At 44.7% G+C, this 26,067-nt stretch carries 23 protein-coding genes and 2 pseudogenes; 4 read left to right on the forward strand and 21 right to left on the reverse strand.

The genetic code is table 11. From position 1 onward, the window contains the following. Both DA100_RS05435 and DA100_RS05440 read left to right on the forward strand, forming a co-directional pair. Positions 1-111 (forward strand): annotated as a pseudogene (locus DA100_RS05435) (IS630 family transposase); the annotation flags it as partial. Positions 112-245: 134 nt separating this feature from the next. Further along, entirely contained in the window at positions 246-1,775 is a 1,530-nt protein-coding gene (locus DA100_RS05440) for a phospholipase D family protein (RefSeq protein WP_138971263.1), read from the forward strand. Between the two features lie 65 nt (positions 1,776-1,840). On the opposite strand, the gene phnE (DA100_RS05445) is transcribed toward DA100_RS05440, so the two are convergent. From phnE (DA100_RS05445) to DA100_RS05475, 7 genes are all read right to left on the reverse strand, one after another. Then, the gene (gene phnE / locus DA100_RS05445) at positions 1,841-2,644 is read right to left on the reverse strand and encodes a phosphonate ABC transporter, permease protein PhnE (RefSeq protein ID WP_138971264.1); all 804 of its coding nucleotides are present in this window, start codon (positions 2,642-2,644) and stop codon (positions 1,841-1,843) included. Further along, positions 2,644-3,450: a phosphonate ABC transporter, permease protein PhnE gene (gene phnE, locus DA100_RS05450; protein WP_138971265.1), complete on the reverse strand. Its 807-nt coding sequence runs from the start codon at positions 3,448-3,450 to the stop codon at positions 2,644-2,646. The genes phnE (DA100_RS05445) and phnE (DA100_RS05450) overlap by 1 nt, the downstream gene beginning before the upstream one ends. After that, positions 3,438-4,208 carry a phosphonate ABC transporter ATP-binding protein gene (gene phnC, locus DA100_RS05455; protein WP_138971266.1) on the reverse strand — a complete coding sequence of 257 codons (771 nt, stop codon included), beginning with the start codon at positions 4,206-4,208 and terminating at the stop codon, positions 3,438-3,440. The genes phnE (DA100_RS05450) and phnC overlap by 13 nt, the downstream gene beginning before the upstream one ends. A gap of 89 nt (positions 4,209-4,297) precedes the next feature. Beyond that, a complete protein-coding gene (gene phnD, locus DA100_RS05460) occupies positions 4,298-5,338 on the reverse strand; it encodes a phosphate/phosphite/phosphonate ABC transporter substrate-binding protein (protein WP_138971267.1) in 1,041 nt (346 codons plus the stop codon). Positions 5,339-5,576: 238 nt separating this feature from the next. After that, positions 5,577-6,788, reverse strand: coding sequence for a glycerophosphodiester phosphodiesterase family protein (locus DA100_RS05465; protein ID WP_138971268.1), 1,212 nt, complete (start codon positions 6,786-6,788; stop codon positions 5,577-5,579). Positions 6,789-7,003: 215 nt separating this feature from the next. After that, a complete protein-coding gene (locus DA100_RS05470; RefSeq protein ID WP_138971269.1) occupies positions 7,004-8,356 on the reverse strand; it encodes a sigma-54 dependent transcriptional regulator in 1,353 nt (450 codons plus the stop codon). Further along, positions 8,353-10,188 (reverse strand): ATP-binding protein, encoded by a 1,836-nt coding sequence (locus tag DA100_RS05475; RefSeq protein ID WP_240800882.1) that lies wholly within the window; start codon positions 10,186-10,188, stop codon positions 8,353-8,355. The genes DA100_RS05470 and DA100_RS05475 overlap by 4 nt, the downstream gene beginning before the upstream one ends. Positions 10,189-10,688: 500 nt before the next feature. On the opposite strand from DA100_RS05475, the gene DA100_RS05480 reads away from it, so the two are divergent. Further along, positions 10,689-12,281, forward strand: a complete 1,593-nt coding sequence (locus tag DA100_RS05480; RefSeq protein WP_138971271.1) for a bacteriohemerythrin — start codon at positions 10,689-10,691, stop codon at positions 12,279-12,281. An 84-nt stretch (positions 12,282-12,365) separates the two neighbouring features. On the opposite strand, the gene DA100_RS05485 is transcribed toward DA100_RS05480, so the two are convergent. The 3 genes from DA100_RS05485 to DA100_RS05495 are packed head-to-tail and all read right to left on the reverse strand — an operon-like array spanning position 12,366 to position 14,433. Then, a complete protein-coding gene (locus DA100_RS05485) occupies positions 12,366-13,196 on the reverse strand; it encodes a hypothetical protein (RefSeq protein WP_138971272.1) in 831 nt (276 codons plus the stop codon). Next, the gene (locus DA100_RS05490; protein ID WP_138971273.1) at positions 13,196-14,065 is read right to left on the reverse strand and encodes an ABC transporter ATP-binding protein; all 870 of its coding nucleotides are present in this window, start codon (positions 14,063-14,065) and stop codon (positions 13,196-13,198) included. Before DA100_RS05490 ends, DA100_RS05485 begins: the two co-directional genes overlap by 1 nt. Then, positions 14,062-14,433, reverse strand: a complete 372-nt coding sequence (locus tag DA100_RS05495; protein WP_138971274.1) for a GntR family transcriptional regulator — start codon at positions 14,431-14,433, stop codon at positions 14,062-14,064. Before DA100_RS05495 ends, DA100_RS05490 begins: the two co-directional genes overlap by 4 nt. A gap of 249 nt (positions 14,434-14,682) precedes the next feature. Between DA100_RS05495 and DA100_RS05500 the strand changes: the two genes are divergently transcribed. Beyond that, positions 14,683-16,677: a U32 family peptidase gene (locus DA100_RS05500; RefSeq protein WP_138971275.1), complete on the forward strand. Its 1,995-nt coding sequence runs from the start codon at positions 14,683-14,685 to the stop codon at positions 16,675-16,677. A 122-nt stretch (positions 16,678-16,799) separates the two neighbouring features. On the opposite strand, the pseudogene DA100_RS05505 reads toward DA100_RS05500, so the two are convergent. The 11 genes and pseudogenes from DA100_RS05505 to DA100_RS05555 form a co-directional block, all read right to left on the reverse strand. Then, a pseudogene (locus DA100_RS05505) lies at positions 16,800-17,555 on the reverse strand (ketose-bisphosphate aldolase). Between the two features lie 62 nt (positions 17,556-17,617). Then, complete coding sequence (locus tag DA100_RS05510) at positions 17,618-18,427, reverse strand: sulfite exporter TauE/SafE family protein (protein ID WP_171052149.1); 810 nt, start codon at positions 18,425-18,427, stop codon at positions 17,618-17,620. 39 nt (positions 18,428-18,466) lie between these two features. Then, positions 18,467-19,324, reverse strand: a complete 858-nt coding sequence (gene gatY, locus DA100_RS05515; RefSeq protein WP_138971277.1) for a tagatose-bisphosphate aldolase subunit GatY — start codon at positions 19,322-19,324, stop codon at positions 18,467-18,469. A 2-nt stretch (positions 19,325-19,326) separates the two neighbouring features. Next, entirely contained in the window at positions 19,327-20,517 is a 1,191-nt protein-coding gene (gene nagA / locus DA100_RS05520; RefSeq protein ID WP_240800881.1) for an N-acetylglucosamine-6-phosphate deacetylase, read from the reverse strand. Beyond that, complete coding sequence (gene agaF, locus DA100_RS05525; RefSeq protein WP_138971278.1) at positions 20,501-20,941, reverse strand: PTS galactosamine/N-acetylgalactosamine transporter subunit IIA; 441 nt, start codon at positions 20,939-20,941, stop codon at positions 20,501-20,503. Before agaF ends, nagA begins: the two co-directional genes overlap by 17 nt. 328 nt (positions 20,942-21,269) lie before the next feature. Further along, positions 21,270-22,004 carry an SIS domain-containing protein gene (locus DA100_RS05530; RefSeq protein WP_138971279.1) on the reverse strand — a complete coding sequence of 245 codons (735 nt, stop codon included), beginning with the start codon at positions 22,002-22,004 and terminating at the stop codon, positions 21,270-21,272. An 11-nt stretch (positions 22,005-22,015) separates the two neighbouring features. Then, entirely contained in the window at positions 22,016-22,744 is a 729-nt protein-coding gene (locus tag DA100_RS05535) for a sugar isomerase domain-containing protein (RefSeq protein ID WP_171052150.1), read from the reverse strand. An 80-nt stretch (positions 22,745-22,824) separates the two neighbouring features. Further along, the gene (locus DA100_RS05540) at positions 22,825-23,661 is read right to left on the reverse strand and encodes a PTS system mannose/fructose/sorbose family transporter subunit IID (protein WP_138971281.1); all 837 of its coding nucleotides are present in this window, start codon (positions 23,659-23,661) and stop codon (positions 22,825-22,827) included. Between the two features lie 2 nt (positions 23,662-23,663). Further along, the gene (gene agaW / locus DA100_RS05545; RefSeq protein WP_138971282.1) at positions 23,664-24,419 is read right to left on the reverse strand and encodes a PTS N-acetylgalactosamine transporter subunit IIC; all 756 of its coding nucleotides are present in this window, start codon (positions 24,417-24,419) and stop codon (positions 23,664-23,666) included. Between the two features lie 2 nt (positions 24,420-24,421). After that, entirely contained in the window at positions 24,422-24,901 is a 480-nt protein-coding gene (agaB, locus tag DA100_RS05550) for a PTS galactosamine transporter subunit IIB (RefSeq protein ID WP_138971283.1), read from the reverse strand. Between the two features lie 17 nt (positions 24,902-24,918). Next, complete coding sequence (locus DA100_RS05555; RefSeq protein ID WP_138971284.1) at positions 24,919-26,067, reverse strand: SIS domain-containing protein; 1,149 nt, start codon at positions 26,065-26,067, stop codon at positions 24,919-24,921.

A 26,067-nucleotide genomic window follows, 5' to 3' on the forward strand; every position in this document is an offset into this window, starting at 1 on the left:
AAGGAAGCCATCGATCAATTTTTTACTGTGACTCTTCCAGAGATCGCAGGTTCACTGACGTCTCGAATCAATGATAATTTTCAGGTACTCAAGCCTGCATTTTCAAGTTGATTGGGTATAGGCACTACAAGCTCCAACGGCTTAGGGCTTAGGGCTTAACTCATCATTAACTGTGTATTGTAGTAGCAGCCAAGTACACTATCGTTAATAATCAGAGATATCTCAACCCTATCAAGGAATCATTAATGCTACCCCTTAAGCGGATAACCACCAGCTTAGTTCTTACCACGTTGCTCGCCGGTTGTGGCACTCTTCCAGAGCAGATAGAGCATCAACCACAAGTGACATCAACACCTAGTAGCAGTCAGTTATCCCTGTTAAGCGAAGCATATGCCACAAACCAAGCAACGAAAACCAGCGCAGTGACGTTGCAAGAGAGTGGTTGGCAAGCCTTGAGTCAACGACTTGCTCTTATCGAGAGTGCACAACGCAGCATCGATATTCAATACTACATCTGGAACTCGGATCGCTCTGGGAAGTATCTCGCCAGTCGAGTTGTCGCGGCAGCAAACCGTGGTGTTAGAGTCAGGGTGATGCTCGATGATATCAACCTCAACGAACGTGAAGCACTTCTCAGTGCGCTTAATGCTCATCCCAATATCGAGATTCGTGTCTTTAACCCCATCCCTACGCGCCGAGGGGTCACAAAGTGGCTCAACGTACTGGGCGATTTTTCCCGTTTGAATAGACGCATGCACAACAAGTCGTTTACCGTCGATGGGGCTGTATCTATTGTTGGTGGTCGCAACATTGGGGATGAATATTTCGACCTTGCCAACGATATCAACTTCCGTGATCGTGACGCGATGGTAATGGGTACTATAGTTGGTGACATTGAAACCAGCTTCAATCAATATTGGAACAGTCGCTGGTCTTACCCAGTGGATCTACTCAATAACGAAGCAATCGCCGATCTGAGTCTGATCGATGATATTGCCGTACCACACTACACAAACTACCCTGCTTTGCCACAAGGGCAATCTAACGCGCTCACTTTCTTAGGCAACATCATGGCCAGTATGGATTGGGTTGAAGCCAGTTATATTGCTGATCAGCCAGTTCCCGATGACGTCAGTAACACTAACCAACCCAAAACAACGGCGCAATATCTCTCGGCACTCGCCCAGCAATCTAAGCAGAAGATCGTTCTCGAATCCGCATACCTGATCTTTGACGACCAACAGCTAGCAGCGATGCAAGTACTGACTCGTGGTGGTGTCGAGATTAAAGCCTTAACCAATTCTATGGCGTCTAATGATCTGATCACTAACCATTCTGGTTACGCTGGTCGACGCGAAGATATGCTCGAACACGGCATTAAACTGTATGAATTGAAGCCCAACGCCGAGGTGTGTGAGATTTCAACCAAAGATGCCAACAAGTGTGCGCCTGCCATCGGTTATGGCCTTCACTCAAAATCTGCGGTGTTTGACGATCGTGTTGCCACGGTTGGCTCGTTTAACTTTAACCTTAGATCGACTTACCTAAATACTGAGTCACTGCTGGTGATAGAAGACCTTGATGTCGCACAGCGTCTTGCTGACAACATTTTGCAGGCGATGGATCAGGAGAATAGCTGGAGATTAGAATTACAAAACGGTGACGTGATGTGGTCTTCCGGTTCTCAAATCTATGATCATGAGCCAGAGACAGGGCGATGGCAGCGATTTGAGTCTTACTTTCTCCAACTACTGCCCATAGAGAAGTATTTGTAGCTTAAAAGAAAAGGCAGGTATTCCCTGCCTTTTGAATACAACACCTAGCCATTTGATGTTGTTGTTTAAATCAGTTTCTTACGTACGTGGACAACTAGCGCTTCAGCCAGTACAACGACCGCAAAAATGCTCACTAGAATCATCGATACTTTCTGCCATTCAAACAGATTCTGCGCATCATTTAGCACCACGCCAATACCACCTGCACCTACCAATCCTAGAACCGCCGATTCACGGACGTTGATATCCCAACGAAACAGTACGATTGAGAAGAATGCTGGCATAACCTGAGGCCAATAACCTTTGAACAAGATGCTTCCCCATGACGCACCGGTTGCTTTCAGCGCTTCAATGGTGCCCATGTTGACTTCTGCGATCGCTTCCGCCAGCAGTTTACCAACAAAGCCTACGCTACGAACCGCAATCGCCATGATTCCAGCCAGCACACCTGGACCAAACAGGGCAATAAACAGCAATGCCCAAACCAATGAGTTCACCGAGCGAGATGAAACCAAGAAGAACTGAGCAATCCAGTTAAGCGTCTTATTTGGGGTGATATTTGGCGCATTAAGCAAGGCTAATGGAATCGCCAGAACTAACGTAAATAGCGTCCCTAACGTGGCGATATGCAGCGTTTCAACCATCGCATCATGAATCGTTTCAGGATAGAAGCCGTAGTCCATCGGAACCATACGACTAAACATATCGGCAAACTGAGCAGGCGCGTCGTACAAGAATTCTGGTATCACTTCAACCGTCTGCCATGACCATACGATTGCAGAAACAAAGCAGAGGTAAGCAGCAAATCTTGCGATACGCTCACTAAAGGTGAAACGTTGCCATTCTCTATCAATAGAAGCGGTCGTCATTAGAAGATTCTCCTTACAACATTAGATAAGAACTCACCGACAAGGATTAGCGCGATAATAGTGATAAGAATCGCAGCAACAAAGTCATAATCAAAACGCTGGAATGCAGAGAAAAGCGTGCCACCCAAGCCACCAGCGCCAACAATACCGACCATGGTCGAGTTACGTAGGTTTGAGTCCAACTGATAACTGGCAAAACCGATAAAGCGAGTGAATACCTGTGGCATAACCGCGAACAGAATGACACTCATAAAACTTGCGCCTGTCGCTCGAATCGCTTCAACTTGCTTAAACGAGATCTCCTCAATCGCCTCAGCAAACAGCTTGGCAATAAAACCAATCGAAGCAAAAACCAGAGTTAAAATACCCGCCAGTGCACCAAAACCGACGGCCTTAACAAACAAGATGGCGATGATGACCGGGTGGAAAGAGCGGCACAGAGCAATAAAGCCGCGAACTGGTGTTGAGACAATATTTGGCATCATGTTTCGCGCCGCAAGCAGACCAAGAAACAATGAGATAACGATGCCGAAAAAGCTCGAAATAATCGCGATTTGTAAACTCTCAGCCAAACCACTCAAGAGCAGATTTGAGCGTGAGAAATCAGGCGGAAACATGCGACTAAGTAAACGCTCACTTTCCCCTAAGCCGACCATAAATCGATCCCAAGTTAAATTGAGCGTCGAGATACTATAAAAAAGATAGCCAATCACAGCTACGACACCCAAGCGGCTCGCCCATGATGCCTTAAACGGATTTTCAATCGCCTCTACCGCTGTTTTGGTCGATGAGCTTAATCCAGCCATGACTCACCTCCATAGATAATTTTTAGGTCATCTTCGCTGATGCCTTCAGGGCGGCCGTCATAATGCACTTTACCATTGCACATACCGATAATACGTTTCGCAAAACGTTTAGCGAGGTTAACGTCATGAATATTGACCAACACAGGGATCTGCTTCTCCTGGGCGAAGGTTTCCATTAGTTCCATGATTTCTACCGCGGTTTTAGGGTCAAGCGAGGAGGTCGGCTCATCCGCCAGCAATATGTACGGGTCTTGCATCACGGCACGGGCAATACCAACACGTTGACGCTGACCACCAGACAAGCTATCTGCACGCTGATTGGCGAAATCTTGCAAGCCAACAAACTCTAATAATTCGAAGGCTTTTTTGAGATCTTCTTTCGAGTAGTTACGACGCCATGCGTTCCAAGAAGACATGTAACCAAGACGACCACACAAGACGTTCTCAATCACAGTCAAACGCTCAACTAGGTTGTACTCCTGAAAAACCATACCGATATGACGACGCTGCTTACGTAGTGCCTGCCCACTCAGTTTTGTCAGATCCTCGCCTTCAAACAGAATCTCGCCACTGGTTGGATCGTTAAGGCGGTTAATACAACGAAGCAAGGTACTCTTACCTGTACCTGACGGGCCGATGATGGCAATGATACCCGGTTGGTCGATATTGATGTCGATACCCTTAAGGATTGGCTTGCCTGCCACGTATTGATGAAAAAGGTTATTGATCTTTATTCCGTCATAGCTCGCTACGGCCATACTACTATTCCTTGTTTTCTTATGAGTGTACGGTGCCCTACACACGAGGACACCGTACATTTATTTAGAATGATGGGTTTGTTAAAGGATTATTGCGTCTTAGCTTGCTTTGCTAACTCTTCCGCTTTCTTCTTAGCTCGCTTAGCTGCATCTTTTTCAGCCAGTTTTTTCAGACCGGTTTTGGTGTAAGCGGTACCTGTCGCGTGGGCAATATCACGGATAACTGACCAATCTTCTTGGTAAGTAATTGGTGAGAAACGGTCAGCGCCTTTAAACGCATCGCTCATCTCTTTGGTAAAGCGGTAGCTGAAGAAGGCTTCGTTGATCTTCTCTACAAGCTCTGGTTTCAGGTTGTATGCGTAGCCAAATGCAGAAGTTGGGAAACGTGGGCTACGGTAGATAATTTTTAGCTCAGAGGCATCAACACGGCCAGCTGCAACCATACGGTCATAAACATCTGAAGCAACTGGGGCAGCATCGTAGTCACCGTTGTAAACACCTAGGATAGATTGGTCATGCTTACCAGAGTAAAGCACTTTGTAATCTTGATCCGGTACGAGGCCTTGAGCTGGGAATAGAGCGCGCGGAGCAAGGTTACCAGAGTTGGAAGACGCTGACGTATGCGCGACTTTCTTACCTTTCAGATCCGCCATTTCATTAATGCCACTGTCTTTACGGACGATGGTAATTAGGTTGTAACCTTGGAAACCTGACTCATCACCTTTAACAGCGATCGGTACGTAACCCGCAAGGTTAACAGCGTAGCCCGTTGGACCCGTTGAGAAGCCAGCAACATGAAGACGGCCTGAACGCATCGCCTCAACCTGAGCTGAGTTAGAGTGAACGGTGTAATAGATGACTTTTTTACCGGTAATTTTGCTTAGGTGCGCCTGAAAATCTGCAAATGCATCCTTGTACAGAGCAGGGTCCTCAACGGGAGTGTAGGTAAATACGAGTGTACTTGGATCAATCCACTCACTCGCATCTTTGGGCGCGTCAGCCACTAAGTCTTTATTTTCATCACAGTATCTATCATCCAGTACCCCACGATAAGTACACTCACTTGCCATCGCCATTGATGGCAGCAGCAAAGAACCAGCGATTAACAATCCTTTTACACTGTTTTTCATATTAGAACCTTACATTCACGTTATTGTTGATGTTCACCTCTCCTATAGCAGGGGTTGTGCCAACTATTTTAATTTTAAATATCAATAACTTAACATGACATCAATTTAACCATTTTTAGTTTGGGTCATTTGTGTCCAATTAATTTTAAGATGTTTGGGTCATTTCTGTCCCAGCCAAATCGAAACGAAAAAAAAGGTCATTTGACCCTTTTTTTTAACGGTAGATAGCAACGAAAACTTAGATATCCATACAGTTCGCGTAATAGGTCACCGTCGATGGCCAATCACTAAATACACCAAGCACACCGACGTCCTTCGCTAAGACATCGAGTACTTTCATCATATCGCCATCACGCTTGATCTGGTCTGTGACGGATTGATAGTACCAGCCACCGCCTTGCGCCAACGGACCTGAACGCTCTAGTGTCCAAGCAATGATATCGAGATCCGCTTGCTTCGCTAGCTTGGCATAGTCAGACTGGACAATATTGTTATTCTCATCAAGTTGAATCAAGGCATACAAAGGCGGAGCAATAATTTGAACACCTTGATCAGAGAGCTCTTTCATGTTTTCCAACGAAGCAGCAAAACCCTCTTTTTCGTACATACGGTCATCAAGGTAGACAGCTTGCTTACCAAACTTAGCCTCATTTTTGATCCAGTATTTAACATCATCAAGATTGAATGACTGAACATAAGCTTCATCAGGAGAGAAGCCCGCTTGTTTAAGCTCATCGATCAACTTCTGAGCATACATTTCCTGACTAAAGCCTTGGAAAGGCATCTTCACGGCAGCTGACTTCAATTCAGGAGTCACCTTAACACCATATTTTTTAAACAGTGCAGCACTCTCGGCGTGGGTCATCAAAGTCCCTGTTTGCGAATAGAGGTCTGTACGCCAGCCTGGAGTCCCGTTCATGTACTCTTCAACCGTTGTCGCTTTTGGATTCGCCCCATCCATTTTGCCTTTAAGAGTCTTAAATTCCGCTAACGTGAAATCTGACGTACGACATTCTACCTGTGCATCTTCACCTGTGGCTGGATTAGCAGGTTTAAATGGTACCGTACACTTCTTAGCAAGTTCAGGATGAGCAAGTACATCGGTTGTAGTATGCAAATCACTTTGCGAGTGACGACAGACCAACTGTTTATCTTTGGTAAAGGTCACATCACACTCTAACACCCCAGCACCCATTGCGATCGCAGCCAAGTAAGACTCTTTGGTGTGCTCTGGAAACTGCATTGCTGCTCCACGGTGGCCGATAGAGAAGTCGCTACGATAAAATGGGCCGGCCTGACAGCTTTCCAACTTAGTTTTCAGAGGTCCCTCTTCCATATCACTGACGAGGTATAGCGGGCGTGGCCCAACCTGCGCTGGCTCGTTTGCAGCCATCGCCATTGAGCTAACACCTAGCAATAGGGCGATACTACTGGTTAAGATTTGCTTCATCTGTTGATTCTCCTTGCAGCAAATAGTTGTTTGTTATTTATGGTGTTCCGGACTGGGAAAAGTCTCCGTCGTAACATACGACTAACTCCCTGACTTCTAACCAGAACGACCATCCATTTTGCACGCAGCGTGCCAAAAACTTTTCGCTTGCAATTCAATCAGATAAGTATAACGTTTTTATTAAGCTTCTATGATGGGTCAATTATGTCTTGTCCCTAAATCTGGCGACTTGCTTTAAAACTCTCTTTGTCCAGTTGGTGTTTTTTCATCTTACGATAAAGGGTTTTTCTTGGCAGATTTAAGCGCAATGACACCTCGTTGATGTTGCCCGCCATTTCAATCAACGCTTCGGTAAGAACGTTACGCTCGTACTGTTCCATCTGCTGCTCAAACGCAAAGCCATCACTACTCAAGGTTGAAGGCGCTTGAAGATCAAAACCTTCGCCAACGATCCCAAGCACAAAACGGTCAGCCACATTTCTTAACTCTCGCACATTGCCTGGCCAATCATGTCGACACAGTTGTTGGATTTGTTCGGCGTAAAGTGTCGATGCGCGAGTCTTATATTTTTGACTGGCCTGAACGACAAAATGACGAAACAAGGACTGAATATCTTCCTTACGCTGACGAAGAGGTGGGAGATTCAGACTGGCAATATTGAGTCGATAAAACAGATCCGCTCTAAACTCACCACGCTGACTCAGCTCCGCCAAATCCGCCTTGCTTGCCGCCACAATCGTGATATCGACCGGAATCAATGTATTGCCGCCAACCCGCTCAATCACCCGCTCCTGAATGACACGCAATAACTTAATTTGCACTGAGATTGGCATGCTTTCAATTTCATCTAAAAACAGTGTGCCACCATGCGCCTGCTCGATTTTACCAATCCGCTTTTTGTTGGCGCTAGTAAACGAGCCCGCCTCATGACCAAATAGTTCGCTCTCTATGATGCTTTCGGTCATCCCGCCACAGTTAATTGCAACAAAGGGCTTTTCTCGTCGTGCTGAATAGCGGTGAAGCGCTCGTGCAATAACCTCTTTCCCCGTGCCAGTTTCACCATTGATAATGGTATCGACACCCGTACGCGCCAATGCGAGAACTTGCGTCCTAATCATCTCCATCTGGCTAGAAACACCAATAATCACGTTTTCAATCGGTTGCTCCGCCGTGGTGTTTTGAGCTATGGGAGCATTGTGAATATGTGTGGCGGCAAGGTTGAGCTTTTCAATCAGTTCATCACTTTGGAGTGGTTTTTCAATAAAATCGAACGCGCCGAGTTTGATTGCTTCGATGGCCATCGGAATATCCCCATGACCACTCATTAGGATGACTTCGCAATGTGGCGAGCGACTCTGAATCGCTTCTAACATCGATAATCCATCTAACTGAGGCATTCGAACATCGCACAGAACCACCTGTCGACTATCAGGCGAGAGTGATTTCAGACCACTTTTAGGGTCGGTAAATCCAGTGACGGTGAAACCTTCAAGTTCGAGCATTTCGCCCACGGCTTCTACAACATCCAGCTCGTCATCAATCAGGGTGATACGCTTATCCATCGTCATGCTTTTTCGCCTTGTTCAAGATGTACTACAAACTCACTGCCAAACTCAGGCTGAGAGTGCACCCGTATCGAACCACCAAAATCCTTGATGATATTAAAGGCGATAGACAAACCTAAACCTAGGCCCTTGCCAACCTCTTTACGGGTATAAAATGGGTCAAAAATATGCGGAATATCGTCTTCGATAATGCCTTTGCCATTGTCTTTGACCGCTATGGTCACGTTGTTATCAACGCGTGCCACCGATACTAAGATCAGTGGCTCTGATTTGTTTTCTACCGCATCAATGGCGTTACTGATCAGGTTGACCAACACTTGCTCTAAGCGAATCGGATTCGCCCGTACGATCTCATCAGAAGCAAGGTCACAATCGAGCACTATCGGTACCTGATGGTTGGTAAACAGTGCAATCGCATCATTGACAACCGGCATGACTTCAACCGATGAGATTTTTCCATCACTTTTGCGAGAGAAAGCTTTGAGGTGATGCGTCAACGCCGCCACTTTACCGAGGAGCTGTTCGATTTTTTGCAGGTTGTGGGTCGCTTTATCACTTCTCTGCTGCTCTAACCATTTCTGAGCGCTGCGAGTATGGCTGCTTATGGCCGTCAGTGGTTGATTGATCTCATGAGTAATCCCCACGCTTAACTGGCCTAATGCGGCGAGTTTTCCTGCCTGAATCAGTTCATCTTGAGTCACTCGCAGTTTCTCTTCCGCCACACGGCGCTCTTCCACTTCTGCTTCGAGCTTTTGATTGGTTTTCTTCACCACTTTAGCTGTCGCCTGAAACACCTGAAGGGACTTCGCCATTTGGGTAATTTCATCATGACCTTTTAGCTCAATCTTTGTATCCAAATGGCCGGTTGAAATAGCGAACATGTCATCACACAAATTGAGCAAACGTTCCAAAATATTCTTACGAACGTAGAACCAAGAAATACCCGCAGCAGCGATTAGGCTAAACAGTGACAAAGCCAGAGAAAAGGTACGGTTAGAGGCCAGCGAGCGTTGAACATGAGCGATAGAGGAATCAATCTCTAAATTCACATTTGCGGTATTTCGTTCTATCTGAACCGATAGCTGATGAAGATACTTACGACTGTTTTCCAGTAAAAATTCTTGCTGATAATGATGTTCTAGCGCCTGATTCTTTAGCTGAACCAGACGACTTGAACGAGACGCGAGAGTATAGATAACCGATAGTTTTTCATCCAGCGCAGGTAAAGAACTCGCTAAGCCACTTGCCAACCACAGACTAAACCAATCTTGACCCAACTGCTCGAGCCGATAAGTGGTGTAATCCAACTCATTAAAGCTGCCATCGTTATAAAGTTTTTCTACCAAACCCAACTGATAAAACAACAATGCTTTCAGCTGACTGTATTGAAGACGGGATTTTTGCTCTTGAGGAAGACTATCGAGTTCTTCACTCACCTGCTGAAGCAAGGGATAAAAACCTTCGAGCAAATGGCGCAACTCTTTATTGAGTTCACGAGACTCTTCACCACTTTGATACAGTAGGCTAAGGCTGTTGCTCACTTGCATGATGAGATCTTTAAAGTAAGCGTAGTACTCAGGAAAATGTGCCAGTACCCGCCCCATTTCATTGATGCTCTCTTCGACACGTTGCATCGCTTTGCGTCGTTCAAGATTTGAGTCCGCGGCCACCAGTTGCGAAGAGTCGGTGATCACAAGTCTCACCATATCATTCAACCGAGCCGCTTGCTCCAAAGCTGGTATCTCTTTCTCTTTTAGGTCAACCAACGCTAACTCAAGCCTGTCATAGGTGGTCGAACTGAACAGCGCCAGCAATAGAGTTGTCATCGATAGCATGGCTAACGCGAGGCCAAGCCGCACTTCGATACCGCGCCACTTGAAACTGCCACGACGTGATCGCGGTGTGTCCAATTCGACAACAGAGACGTCAAGATCTCGATCAACCATCTGATTCACTGAGCTATTCCCACTTCATAAGTTTAGAGTCAGCGTTAGAGTCCGCCGCTCAAATTAACAATCCATATAAAACATCACTACATTTTATTAATAAAGTAATGATTACCAGATTTGTGGAATAGGCAGTGAGAAATTCTATCAATCAGGTTTTTCCTAATTGGAAAACGCTTTTTTCTGCGCGTTTCGACACAGTCCCCCCTCTACAGGGGTGCAATCCAGAGCGATAACCACTCGGTCACTCTTTCGATTTAAGCCACCTTTACCTTCTAACTACTCTTGCTTAGTGACACTAAAATAATTTGCATATTTAGTATGGGGAATCCCAATCTTTCGCCTAAATTTAATGGAGTGATCAACGGTAATCTATAAGAGGCGAAGGTATGTTTAAATCGCTAGCATCCAAATTGAGCCAATTAACCCCAGTACAATGGTCTATCACAATGACCCTTTTGATTCTTCCGCTGGCTGGATATCTGTTCTTTCTCCAGCAGTGGGGTTGGTTACTGCTAGTGGTGCTTTACCATGTCATTGTTTTAAACATTATCCGTTCAATGGGTGGCATGTTGCAGCAAATCAGTCAGGCAGCACGCCATCTTTCAGAAGGGGATCTTACCGTTAGAGTTGCTAGCGATGATGATCTCACCGCGCCACTCCTACGCACCTTTAACCGGATAGGTGAAGACATCTCTCGCACCGTTCACGCATTGCGTAAGTCAACCGCTCGTTTGGTCAGCGTCGCGGATACCGTGCAAAAAGACTCTGGGATCTCTAAAGCAGGGGCTGTTGGTCAAAAGAGTGATGTCGATACCGCCCGACAGATCATCGAACAGCTCTCTGAAATCACACACAATGTATCAAGCTATTGCGAGTCAACAGCGTCACTCGCTAATGAAGCAAAAACAAAAGCGGATCAAGGCACCAAAGATATGATTGCCTTGGAGACGGCTCTCGATAACGCCAACCAGCACATAGACAACTCAAACGAACACTTTCAGTCCCTGATGCACGAAACGGCACAAATCTGTCAGGTAATGGAAACCATCAGTAGCATCGCTGAACAAACGAATCTACTCGCCTTAAATGCCGCAATAGAAAGTGCCCGTGCAGGTGAACAGGGCCGTGGCTTTGCCGTGGTTGCCGATGAAGTGCGTTCTTTAGCAATGAGAACCCAACAAGCGACCGAAGAAATAAGACAAAAAATCAACAACTTGCAAGCCAAAACTGACGATGTTTTAGAGACCATGAAGGAAAACAAATCCAGCATGGAACGCTCACTGGCTATCGCATCTGCGGCAGAACACACGTTTAAAGAACTCAACCTACAAATCGATGATGTACGTGAATATGGACAACATATCGCGCACTCTTCCGATGAACAGACGAAAAAAACTCAAGATCTTGAGCAGTGCTTGCAACTTATCGCCAACGAGTCAGACAACAACGTCCGAGCGACACAGGAAACCTTACTCGCCAGCATTACCGTAAGAAACCTATCTGGTGAGATTGACTCCCTGCTACACCGTTTTGCGACTGACCAACGACAGATAGACGCAGAGGAAGCTAAGCGAGATAAGTTGATGGAATGGAGCAGTCAGCTGGACATTGGTCTCGAAGAGATCAACCGCCAGCATCAAGCCTTACTGCATTTGATTAATGAGCTATACCACTTACTAAAACATAACTACGGGTTAAGTTCTATCAAACGAGTCGTACAAGGTCTGATTGATTACACGGCCAATCATTTTAAATACGAAGAGGTACTGTTTGATCAAATCGACTACTCACAAACCAAAGAACACATCGAAAAGCACAACCAACTGGTTGCGCAAGTGCTCGATTTCCAAAAGCGAGTCGAACGTGGGGATGACATTGGTGATGAACTGATGAGCTTCTTAAAGAACTGGCTCAGCCAGCACATTATGCGTGAAGATAAAGCCTACGTGGACAGCTTTAAAAAGAACAATTTCAACTGACTCGCCCACGGCTCATATGTGCAATAGCCTGTTTCAACAAATAAAAAGGTAGCCTTTCAGCTACCTTTTTACTTTCAATCCCTATTAATCGATGGTTCGACTGAGCCTCAAACTCGCCAGCAATCCTAACATGCCTAGGCTAAAGAACACCGCTAAGTTCAGTGTGCCAGCGTTAGCAAATGCGATCATAGGGTTAGATTCAACCAACACATCTAGCGGCAAGTTTGTGATGGCATCAATAAATTGGCTGACAAGATCCGTGGCAAACAAGTTGCTCGCCAACAGCTTAATCACATACAGAGCGATCAGCATAATCAACAGCGGTGAATTGACCTTTTGCGAAATTGCCATCGCTATGGTGGCAAAAGGCAACAGCGCTAAGCCAACCAGCCACATACGACCAATAAACTCTAGCCAATGACTTCCAACGTAAAACAACGATTCACCAGTAAAGAACAGAGGGAATTGCTCAGACATCACTAGGTTGATAATCCACATCAAAAAGTCCGCTGCAATAACCAACATAGAGCAAATGACAGGAACCACCAGCAGGCCGAACGCCAACTTCACTGCGTGCATGTTTAAATCGGTGACCGGCATACTGCGCCAGAACATCACACTGCCCTCCTGACGCTCCTTACGCAACGTTTTAGGAAAATAGAGACAGGTAAGCAGTATTGAGAGCAATCCACTAACAACCAAAACTAAGTGACTGAGCTGTTTCCCAAGTTCGAAACCCGACTCAAAACCATCATTCTGATAGGTCAATTCATAGGTAACATTGCTCTGGATAGTTGAGTTCATCAATAAACTCAACAACAGCACCACGCCACAGATCAGCAAAGCAACAGGGATACGGGTAATGACCTTATGCTCCAACCACTCTTTTTCTAGCATATAAACATTCGCGTTCATTACACCGCCTCCTTCTGCAACGCTAAAAATAGATCGGCCAGTTTTACATTGTAAATCCGGTCAACATCTTGCAAGCACTCAGCTTGTTCTGAACGCAGTAGCCAACGTGTAGAGCCTAAACCTCGTTCGCTTGAAAGCGGATTCAACGACTCGATTTGTTCATTCTGATCGTGATTCGTTTCAACAACTACGAATCCTTGGGCAACTTCTTCCATCGACGCCTGCAACACCACTTCGCCACGCTTTAGAATCAACACATCTGTAAGAAGGTGTTCAATTTCAGACACTTCATGACTGGCAATAATCAGCGCGCGCTCGCCATCATGGAACCACTCTAGCAAGTGGCGGTAAAAAGTATCGCGATAAACAAGATCCAAACCGAGAGTTGGTTCATCCAAAATCAACACTTTGGTGTCCGTCGAAATGACGATCGCCAGATGCAACTGGACTTTCATCCCTTTCGACAACGCTTTGATTTTGCTATTTGGTCTAATATCCGTCTTGGCGATCACTTGCTGAGCTTTGGCTAAATCAAAACTCGGATGAACACCGGCGGTATAACGAAGCAGTTGTTCCACCGTCATCCACTCAGGCAACACATTAACATCTGATATGTAGGATAAATGCTGCATCACATTGGCACGCTGCGCCACCGGTTCAAATCCAAGAACCTCGATATCACCACGATATTGATGTGCACCAAGTAAACTTTTGATCAAAGTGGACTTGCCGGCACCATTATGACCAAGCAGGCCTAAGACCTGACCAGGTTTCAACTCAAAGCTAATATTTTTTATGGCTTCGTTTTGTCCTTTCACACGACCTGAGTATTCTTTGCTTACCTGTCGAGCACTAATTAATACACTCATTGTTTACCCTCAACGTGCACCGTTAACCGTTCAATAAATTCATTCAGTGGAATATCTAGCTGTGTTAGTTTTGCTGCAATTGAAGGAATTTGTTGTTCAATAAAATCATGTTTCTGAACTGCTTTTAGACGTGCTATTGCACCCACCGCAACAAACATCCCTTGACCACGCTTTTTCTCAACTAGGCCTTCATCCACGAGTAATTGATAGCCTTTCATCACGGTTATGTGGTTGATCTTAAGATCACTCGCCACAGCCCGCACTGATGGCAAAGCCTGCCCTTCCAACCAAACTCCCTGCAAAATCTGCTCGGTAATTCGATCGGATAGCTGACGAAAGATAGGCTGTGTTTCGTTCCACTCAGTCATGAATTCTGCCTTATCATTTACGCTTTAGTGATATACATAGGTATAACACTAAAGCAATTCTAATAAATTGCAACAGAAAAGAGGCCTCACTCACGCAACTCGGTCTCTATAGATTCATTCATCCTCAAAACTCGCGAAAGCCACCATTTGTTTTTGACCCAGATTAATAAAAGGTTAACTAGTACCGCAGCAGGAGTCTGAAACCCGTAGAATGCGTGCTCATTTTCGATTTTATCTAAGAGGCGAGTAGTGACACGCGATCAATTTGAGTTGTTGGCCCCAGGGGGAGATATTGACTCTATTAAAGCTGCGATTGCCGCTGGAGCGGATGCGATATACTGTGGGCTTGATCGATTCAACGCTCGCAACCGAGCGACCAATCTAACATTGGCCAACTTAAACGGAGTGCTTCGCCTCGCACATCAGCACAACTGCAAAATCTTCCTGACGCTCAACGTGTTAATTCTTGAGAGCGAAATTCCAGCAATCGTGCGCTTACTCAGCCAACTCAACACCACCAGCATTGATGGCGTCATTGTTCAGGATCTTGGCCTTGGCTACATCTTAAAACATCATTTTCCTGATCTGGATGTTCATGCCTCGACCCAATTGAATACCCATAACGAAGGACAGATCCTATTTCTCAACCAACTAACGGCAAGTCGCGTCAATCTTTCACGCGAACTCAATATCAATGAGATCTGTCACTTGGCTCAGTTTGGCCGTCAGCATAACGTGATGATGGAAGTGTTTGTCCACGGTTCCTATTGCATCGGGTTTTCTGGTATTTGCTACATCAGTTCTGCACGTAACGGAGCATCGGGTAACCGTGGCCGCTGTAGCCAACCATGCCGAGAACAATATCAGCCAACTAACACAGGGCATCACTACCCGCTCAACATGAAAGACAACTCAGCCTTTGGCGATCTTGAAGCCTTAGCAGCAGCCGGTGTGTATTCGCTTAAAGTCGAAGGACGGATCAAAAAATCCCATTATGTTTATACGGTCGTCGACAACTGGCGTCAGCAAATCGATCGCCTGTGTGATGGTGTGGAGCTTTCAAGTGACACGAGAGAGCTTTACACCGTGTTCAACCGAGACTTTTCCAATGCTTTCTTGCAAGGAGATTTCGGTAAATCGATGTATATCGATAATCCACGCGATCACGCTGTAAAACATTTCTCTAAAATTTATCAATGTAAGACCGTAGAAGAAGTCCAGCAGGTTAAGAAAACACTGTACGATGATAAAACAGCCATCATAGAAAAAGTCGCAGCCGCCACTGAGAGCTTCAACCTCGAACAAACTGACAATACTGGCAGTAGCCTAAAAGGAGCGGTAGATGTTCCCGTCTTACCACCCTTGGTTCAGGCTGAAGCACTGGCAGCATCGCCAAGGCTATCTGTTCTCATCTCTTCGAACGAAGAAGTCGCACTGTGTGACAACCCAGATATTGACGTGTACTACCAAATGCCGATGGGACTAGCCGATGAACTGGAGGCTATGGTGGCCCTTTTTCAAGCCAATCCGAACCTCAAACCTTGGTTTCCAGCGATTTTAATCGGTGATGATTACCAAGCAGCACGAGCATTTTTGCAAGCCATCAAGCCGCAACTGTTGATCACCAATAACTCCGGCGTCGGTATGCTTGCCAAAACCCTAGAATTGCCTTGGGTAGCAGGGCCACAGATGAACACCGTCAACTCCTACTCATTCAAGTGCTTGCAACAAGAGTTCGCGGCCTGCGGGGCGTTTATCTCTAATGAGTTAAATATGAAGCAGATGCGTCATATCAAACGACCTCACAACATGCGCAGCTATTACAGCATTTACCACCCAAACACTCTGCTGACCAGCCGCCAGTGTCTATTCCAGCAAACGGAAGGATGCCGCAAGATTAAGGTCAACAAAGGTTGCCTCAAGCGCTGTGAAAAACGCACATCCATCATCAACCTCAAAGACAACCCTTATGTGGTACAGAAGCACAGAGGTAGCCACAATTCGATTTACAGCGAGCACAATGTACTCAATCTTCAGGTGCTGACAGACTTACCACATCTTTTCACAGATGTACTGATCGATCTTCGAGATATTGAGACTGAAACTAGGGTGGCGACAAGTAAGCTCAATTTGGTCGGAAAATTTCTCAAACTATTAGACGATATAAGCGAACCACAGATCTCTGCGCTGACCGCAGCGATTCATCCAACCTCGAACACTCAATATTTAAAAGGAATGCAATAGGAAATCGCACGATTCTCTATATTGGTAGGTGTCGAATAAGACTAAATGATAAAAGGGTGCTAGAAAGCCTAGCACCCAGGTAAACACACTATAGGGGGGGAGTTTACCAAAATAGATGAAAGCTAAAGCTTACCTTCACTACCACACATATGAATCTTATCCATCACCACTTGTTTCATCGCAGCTTTACCTGGAGTGATATATTTGCGCGGATCATTCGCATCCGGATGTTCAGCAAAATGCTGCTTAACGGCATTTGAGAAGGCGATTTTCAGTTCAGTCGCCACGTTGACTTTGCACACACCTAAATCAATACAGCGACGAACCATCTCATCAGGTACACCTGAAGCACCGTGTAAAACAAGCGGAATGTCAACCACGGTTCGGATCTTATCCAGACGGTCAAAATCAAGCTTTGGTTCTGCTTTGTACAAGCCGTGGGCGGTCCCAATTGCCACTGCTAACGAATCAATTCCTGTACGGCGAACAAACTCTGCTGCTGATGCAGGATCGGTCATTAGCGCATCAGCGCAATCGACAATCAGATCATCTTCTTGACCACCCAAGCGGCCAAGTTCAGCCTCAACACTAGCGTCAAATCGATTGCAGTATTCGACAACCGAACGGACGATTTCTATGTTTTGGTCAAACGCATGATGAGAACCATCAATCATCACAGAACGAATTCCGTGATCTACTTTAGTGCGGATGTCCTAGATCTCTTCACTAAACAAACGAGGCCTTCCACGATTACCTTGCTTACTCTGTTTCCAGTGTTGGATTGCATCTTCATCAATCCAAAATGTCAGCGAACCACGATTGATTAAAGCTTGGTTATACTGCTTCCAGTTAGTTGTTTTGCAGCGAGGCTTGACCATTGGTCTAAGTATTTGAGTGAACTTAGCTGATCAGATGATTTAGGAAACAAAGCCATACTTAACTACCGAAATAACAACACCATTGCAAGAGCTACTGATATTACACCAATAGTTAATCTATATAACTGAACAGAAGTAATAGTTTTAACATATCTCATTGCCACAGGCATCGCAGTTAATGCTCCAAATGTAATATATAAGGCCACTGGTAAATCACTTTGACCTTCTCGGCTGTAATTCAGAGCAGTCACTGCAGAAAGCACTAATGCCACTACAACCGAAGAGCCAATGGCTTTTTTGATCTCGACACCAAGTAGAGCATTAAAAGCTGGTAACAGCACAACCCCGCCCCCAATTCCTGTTGAACCTAGTACAGCCCCACAACCACCTCCAATTGCGACTGAAATGTAATTTCGAGGAGAGACTGATTTAACATTGACAATTCCTTTCTTACTTTGTTTGTACAATGAGCATAGTGATACCAACATCATCATAACAATTGCTAACTCTATTACATGATTGACACAAGAAGAATAGCGTTCAGATTGATTCAGAAATATAATCAGATTGGTCGTCATTAAAACACATGGAATTGCTCCTAATAAAACAAACCCCACTTCTTTCCATTTTATGTTCCCTGCTTTTATATGACCAAAGCTCGCACCAATCTTGACCAAAAATGATATCAAACTCGCAGTTCCCACCGCCATAACAGCATCCATTGCAAAAAACACTTGAAGAATAGGAATGATTAGTACGCCGCCACCAACACCAGTGAGCCCAAGACATAATCCAATCAAAACACCAAACCCCAAATTGACTACAGCATCAAACGCATCAAAGTAGGATAATATAATTCCTAGAAAATCCATTTTTTCCCCAAAATGCCCCGTTAGGGGCATAACATTCCATTAGCGCAACTTACCTTCACTTCCACACATACGAATTTTCTCTTTCACAAGTGTTTTCATGGCTACTTTACCTGGCTCTAGGTAGTAACGGGGATCGTTGGCTTTAGGGTTATTGGAGAAATGCTCTTTTACTGCGTTAGAGAATGCTATCTTAAGTTCTGTCGCAACATTTACTTTAGTAATGCCCAGCTCAATTGCACTCCTTACTACTAGGTCTGGCAGCCCTGAACCACCGTGTAGTACTAATGGACAATCTGTTTTATCACGAATAGCCGATAGACGAGCCAAATCTAATGTTGGTTCTCCCTCATACATACCATGAGCACTACCGATAGCAACAGCAAGGCTGTCTACACCTGTAGCTTCGACGAATTTTGCAGCGGTGATAGGGTCTGTAAGATATGAATTTTCATCACTAACCACCACATTGTCTTCTCTACCACCTAAGCGGCCTAATTCAGCTTCTACACTTACATCGTATTTACGAGCAAACTCCACTACATTCCGAGTAAGTCTGATGTTCTCATCTAAATCATAATGACTGCCATCAATCATGACGGAACGGACACCCATCAAAATCTTGCTCTTAACGTCATCTGCGCTCATGTGATGGTCTAGGTGCAATGCAATGGGGATATTATATTCGATGGCTGCACGCTTACAAATATCGACCAAAAATTGGGTACCCGCATATGTATAAGTACCTTCTGTGCCAGCAATGATTATAGGCGAAGATAGCTCAGCTGCGGTTTCAGCGACTACTTGCAACGTTTCTAGGTTATGAATATTAAAAGCAGGGACAGCATATCGCTCTTCCTGAGCCAGTGTTAACATTTTTTTATTGGAAACTAGATACATAATTAAATCTCTTCTCTCTCATAAACTACTTTGCCATTAACAATGGTGGCAAATATGGATAACTCTTTCTCAAGAGGGACTACTACAAATGAACCTATCTTGCCTGCTGAGACTCTTCCGAAATCCTCTTCCCTGTTTAGCATTTTGGCAGGTACTTCAGAACCTGTATGCCAGATATCCACAAACCTATTATCAAGCATTTTAGCTAGATTTTTTATCCCAGCATCTAGCGTTAGCGTACTACCGGCTAAACCGCCTGCTTCCGTTCTGCATACACTCTCTGTGACTTTTACATCCAGTTCCCCAAGCTTGTATTCGCCATCAGGCATGCCTGCTGCACACATAGAGTCCGTGATAAGAACAAGTCGATTGTCACCACAACATCGATAAGCAACATCAACAGCTGCTGGGTGAACGTGATGGCCATCAACGATTAATTCCACAAAAGCACTTTTGTGAGTTAACGCAGCACCAACTGCACCGGGTTCGCGGTGGTGTAAACCAGTCATGCCGTTATAGCAATGGACAATCCCTGTTGCGTTGTTATCTAATAATCTTTTACAGCACTCATAATCAGCGCTTGTATGCGCTAACATTGTGTTGATATTGCGCTCGTGAAGGAAGTTGACTATTTCTTGGCTGTTTTTTAGCTCAGGAGCTAAAGCGACTGCGACAATCGTTCCATCAGAAATATCAATCCATTCTTCAAGTTTTTTTAGACATGGGTTCTGCAAGAGCTCTAATGGGTGAGCCCCTCTATTTTCGTAGCCCAAAAATGGTCCCTCAAGATAGGTACCCAATATCTCAGCACCATCAACACCCAACAACATGCTGTCTCTGACTTGACTAATTGCATTGACTATTTTTTCATCAGGAGCCGTTACAGTGGTGGGAGTGAACGCAACTACACCTTTGCTTGCAAAAAATTTCGACATCTCATTCAACGAGTGATGACTAGCGTCCATTGTGTCGAATGACATAGCACCATGAGTGTGAGTATCAATTAGACCTGGCATTATCAATTTGTTGCCAAAGTTACGAATCTCAATTGCTGGCGCGTCTTTAACAGGAACCACGCTAATGATTCGTTTCGTCCTCTTATTGACAAGCACTACATGGTCTTCTAGCAATTGGCTATCTTTTAAGACGAAGGCTGCTTGATAGCCTATAATGTCTCTATATTCCATATTCATTGACACTCTTATCAGACGCTTTTTGTTTTAGCCATTCTGTATGAAGACTTGTGATTCCCCTTGGTCCAGCAAGAAGAGCGAGGTTGCGAAATTCATTTAATTCAAGCTCATCACGCTCAAGCATAAGTTCGGCACAAATTTGCATATTTGTACCTGAAATAACTTCTACGTTTTTGTGCTTAACCGCAATAGTCGATGCAACACGGAAAGGGCTTCCACCTAGCAGGTCACATAAGAAAACAACGCCACTTGGGTTGTACAATTTCTCAAAACTCGCAATCATTTTTTCTTCTAGTTGGGGCACCGTCACTCCCTCTGGAAAATCAATTTTGTGGAATTTTCTTTGTGGGCCTAATACCTGTTCAACAGCCTCACCTAAACCAGACCCAAAATGACCATGCCCTACTAAAATAACTGCAATCATAAAATCTCCTATATGGGCTACTAAGCAACCAAATTGTAATCACTACTTTCGATAAATAACTCTAATCTCAGCAGCACTTGCAAACTTGCGCTCTGTTGCATCTTGAAGAACTACAAAACGAACATAACGACCAGACTTCTCACGAACTCGAATTGATTTCTCAATACGATCACTCGCAAGTTCACCTTCTGCGACTCTCTAGTGATAATCTACTGCTAAAGCTTGACATGAGGCCCCAAGCACTATTACGGGTATCAGTTTTGGTAAAATGTTATATTTCGTAGTTCTGTTCCAAATAAATGGACGACTTAAAAAGTCGCCCCGCCCTCTAATTAAACAGAGTTAGTCTGTTTTGACGTTTTGCAAGGACTTCATCATTGTTTACTGCACCAGTTGAATTGACACTTGCTAGGATGAGATCTTCATAACCGCGCTCCACGAGAAGCTTGTTCGCTGTCCCCATAATTGAGTTAAGAATTGCGAAGCCCATAACAGAAGACGTTGAGCCGGTTTTGAAATCACTGTTCGGTACTTGGACAGTCGCATCACCTGGCTCACCGGGATTGTCCAATACTATGTCTGCGCACTCTGCTAGTTTCTTACCAGAAGGATGTCGACTAGATGTAGCGCCACTAAATGCAGTTGACGTTAAAGCGATAACCTTCAGACCACGCTTTTGACCCTCCATTGCAAACTCGATAGGAACCGCATTACGCCCTGAAGTTGATACAACAATAAGTACATCGCCTTCACGAATGTCTTTTTCACCATTTAATGCAACTTCAGCTAAGCCACATTGACGCTCAGCCCAAGTGCTCATTGGGGCATAAGGGGCTAAGCAAAGTGCAGAGGGAAGGATTGCGTTTACTGCAACTGAGCCACCTGCGCGATGAAATAGTTCTTGAGCGAACATTTGAGAATGGCCGCACCCCACAACATGCACTAGACCGTTGTTCTCGATGGCATCAGCAATTACTTGTGCTGTTTCTAGCATTAGGCTGGCCTGGTTCTCTGCTACGTTATCCAGCAATTTCAACACGTTATTTAGATACTCTGTGTACATTTCATTTGCCCTTATAGGAAGTTAACTACGCCGTGATACTTCTCAAGGTGACGCTTGTTGATCGCATCTCCTTTGTCTAAGTTCGAGCTGACATAAACTGGTGGTGTGATTTCGCGCTCACCGAGCTCGCAAACCGCTTGAGTAGCAAGAGCTTGTGCAATTGAGAAGCCAACCACAGAAGAGATAGCCGCTGCTTTCTTACCGTTACCAAGATCTAAGACTGCATCGCCATAAGGTGCTTTACAGTCAATAACAACGTCTGCATAGTCACCAACAAGTTTTCCAGAACTGTGGCCTGATTCGACTTGAGAGCTAAATGGGATAGATTGAATAGCAATAACAAAGACGCCTTTTTCTTGAGCCGTCTTGGCAAGTTCAATCGCTGTGAGCGTTTTACCTGCGATTGATGCCACGACAAGAATGTCTCCTTTGTTTAGGTTTTGTTGAGCAACCATCATTTTCGCGAAGTTTTCATCACGGTTTAAGTGCTTCTGGTATAGGTGACTGCCTGGTTGCGCAATAAGAGCAGGTGGCATGATAGGGTTAATTGGCACGATACCACCTGCACGATAGAATAGTTCTTGGGGATAAAGGTTGAGATGTCCACCAAATGCATGAACTAGCTTGCCCTGTTCTAGAGCATCGGCCATTTTCTTACCCGCTAGCTCAATCTTGTGACCTTCTTCATCACGAACTCTAGTGATGAGATCTTTAGCAATGTCGAGATATGTATTAATCACTATTAACTCCAAAAAGTTAGATTAGGAAATAGCCCCTTATCGAGGGAGGGAGCACGATAGATAAAGGGCTATAAAGTTGGTTAAAGAATTCCTGCATAAGAGCCAAGTACACCGAATGCAATCATTCCAAGAATAATCTTCGTTGGTGATACGCCCTTCATGAGAATTTTGTATGTCGCGATAACGAACAGTAGCGGAAGAATATTTGGCACAATCTTATCTAGAAGATCGGTTTGAATGCTAAATACTGTGTCTGCGTAACCGATGGAGGCAGTTGTAGACAGCTTAACGAATTTAGCTGACATTGCTCCAATTACGGTGATACCAACGATAGTGGCCGCTTTAGACATAGCAACAGTTTGGTCTTTAAGCTTTGATAGAGCTTTAATACCAGTGTTGTATCCATAGCTAAACAAAGGGATCTGGATAGCGAGACGGGGAACATTCAGCGCAATAAGGTAGAATAGAGGTGCAATGGCCACATTATCTACTGCGAGTGAAGCCGCAATCGCTGCCATAATGGGCTTTAACGTCAAGTTGAACATCGCATCACCAATGCCACCTAGTGGGCCCATAGCAGCAACTTTGAACGAACGGATAGTTTCAACTTTTTGCTTGCTTTGCTCCATGGCAGCAACAACACCAAGCATGAACGTAACCAAGTATGGATGCGTATTGAAAAAGTCCATGTGGCCTTGCATTGATTCACTTAGACGTTTTTTGTCATCTTTGTGGATGTGATTAAGTGCCGGAGACAGCGCCCATAGCCAACCACAAGCCTGCATACGTTCGTAGTTGAACGAAGCCTGTAAAAAAAGTTGACGTAGTAGGACTTTGTATTTTACACGCTTAGGCAACATTTGTTCTTGAGCTTCTTCGGTCTTAGACTTGACGCTTTCGGATAATGTATCAGTCATGATTAGATGCCTCCTTGAGAAGATGGGGTTGCTGTACTTGATTTTTTACCATTCATATAATCAAGCCATGCGACCGATACTCCGACGGCTGCGATAGCAAGAATTGGCATGTTAAGGTACGTAATAGCCACAAAACCAACCACAAAGTACGGGATGAACTGAGCTTTGAACATCATCTTAAGAAGCATTGCAAAACCAAGAGCAGGCATTAAACCTCCTGCCACTTTAAGGCCAGATATTACACTTGCTGGGACATATTCGATGATTGCTATAGCAACTTGCTCACCGAAAATGACAGGAAGCACCGCAACTACGAAATACAGTAGCCCGAGAACAATCAAACCTGCATAGTTAACCCTAGCTATGCCTACCGTATTAGCATCCTTTGCAAACTCATCAGCTTTGTGCATCATTCCTGACATCCAAGTGAACTGAAGAACGATTAATTGCTGCATTAAAATTGCGAACGGAAGTGCGATGCCAACAACGACTTCAGGCTCAAAGTTTCCTTTGATCGCAAATACAGTACCGATAACAGCACCGATTGTTACGTTAGGTGGTTGAGCACCGGCTAGTGGAACTAGGCCGAGCCATGCAAGCTCAAGAGCAGCCCCCACGGCCAAACCAGTTTGGTAATCGCCCATAATAAGGCCAATCACAGGACCAGTAACGATAGGACGACCAATGTAGAATTGACCGCTATAAAAGTCGACGCCAGCAAAAGCAGCCCACAGGCCAATAAGTATAACTTCAAACATAATTATGCTACCTCAGATGCCAGTTCAAAGATGTCTAGCTTTTCTTCGCTAGGAGTACGTTGAACACTCATAGTCACTCCATACTCTTTAAGCTTTGCGAATGCAGCCATATCATCGCTATCCAGTGACACAGTGATGTGTACCTGATTTTTACCTTCTTCAAAGTGCATGTTACCAATGTTCAAGTTTGTGATAGGTACACCACCTTCGACGAGGCGTAGAACGTTTTGTGGATTACGAACCACTAGAAAGATTCGTTGTTCTGGAGACGCTTTTTGAATGACATCAATCGTTTGTTGAATACTAAAAAAACGAGAGTCTGTATTACCTGCCGACATCGCCATCAGATTCTTAGCCATTTCATCTTGAGCAACTTCATCATCTGCAATAACGATGAGGTTGGCATTAGCATGGTGACTCCATGTCACAGCAACTTGACCATGAAGTAGTCGATTGTCTATTCGAGTTAATTCAATAGGCATGTAGGGTTCCTTTAAGGTTAGTTATATTTATGAATAATGACGCCTTGAACAACGCGGTTTACCTCACCGGAAGGACAGGGGTTATCTGGTGATAAACCACGCTCAATGGATTTTTCAAAGCCAAGTAACTGTGCAAAAAGCAAATAGGGGAAATTTGCCCACACAGGAGCGAGATTGGGGATATCAAATATTAACGAGGGAGAGGAGAATTTCTCAGTTGGGCAAGTAGAAAGCGTAACCACTTTCATTGCTACGTCATCAGCGATTAGCTCATTAGCTAGATCCACATCGTATAAATTAGTATACGCTGCTGGTGACAACATATGTATGACAACAGCTTTTTCATTAATAGTAAATTTTGGCCCATGTCTAAAACTTAGTGAACTATCAAAGTAAGTCGCAACTTTGCCAGCGGATAATTCAAGTAGTTTTAGTGCTGCTTCTTGTGCAGTGCCTTTCAAGTCACCAGAACCAATGTAAATCAAACGTTCAAAGTCTAATGCAGCAACGTTACATGCTAACTTATGCATCTCATCAAACTGTGATTCGCATATGCTCGCAACAACTTCGACTTGCTTAATACACTTGTCGATTGACTCAGAAAGTATAATTAATGCAGAGAGCTGCATACACGTGCAACTAGAAGTCATAGCAAAGGACAAATCATTAGTACCAGGAGGCATTATAATGCAAAGTTCATTATCGTTACCTTTACAGGACTTAGCTAAAGCACCATCTTTATTGCACGTTAGAATTAAATGATAGATTTGATCTATACATTGATCTGCTAGTTCTTTGCTTGCTAAACTCTCAGGGCTATTCCCTGAACGGGCTAACGAAACAAGAAGAGTAGGGCGAGAGGCGTCCAAGTGCTCCTCAGGGTTGCTCACAAGGTCTGTTGTGGCAATGCTTTCAACTGTGAAACGGCATTTCTTGTCTAAATGTAACGCCAATGCAGTACCAGCGAACTCCGACGTACCTGCACCAGTTAGAATCACCCGCAAATCAGGTTTTCCTATTTTGTTTACGAATGCTTCTATCTCAGCTTTTTGTTCAACTAGAGACTGGGCAAGCTCTCGCCACTTTCGTGGTTGTTGATGTATCTCTTTAGCAGTGTTGATCGCTTCAAGATTCTCTAGTTCTTCAATTGTTCTATTTAATAGCAT

The sequence above is a fragment of the Vibrio sp. Hep-1b-8 genome (assembly GCF_006124995.1).
Classification (GTDB): domain Bacteria; phylum Pseudomonadota; class Gammaproteobacteria; order Enterobacterales; family Vibrionaceae; genus Vibrio.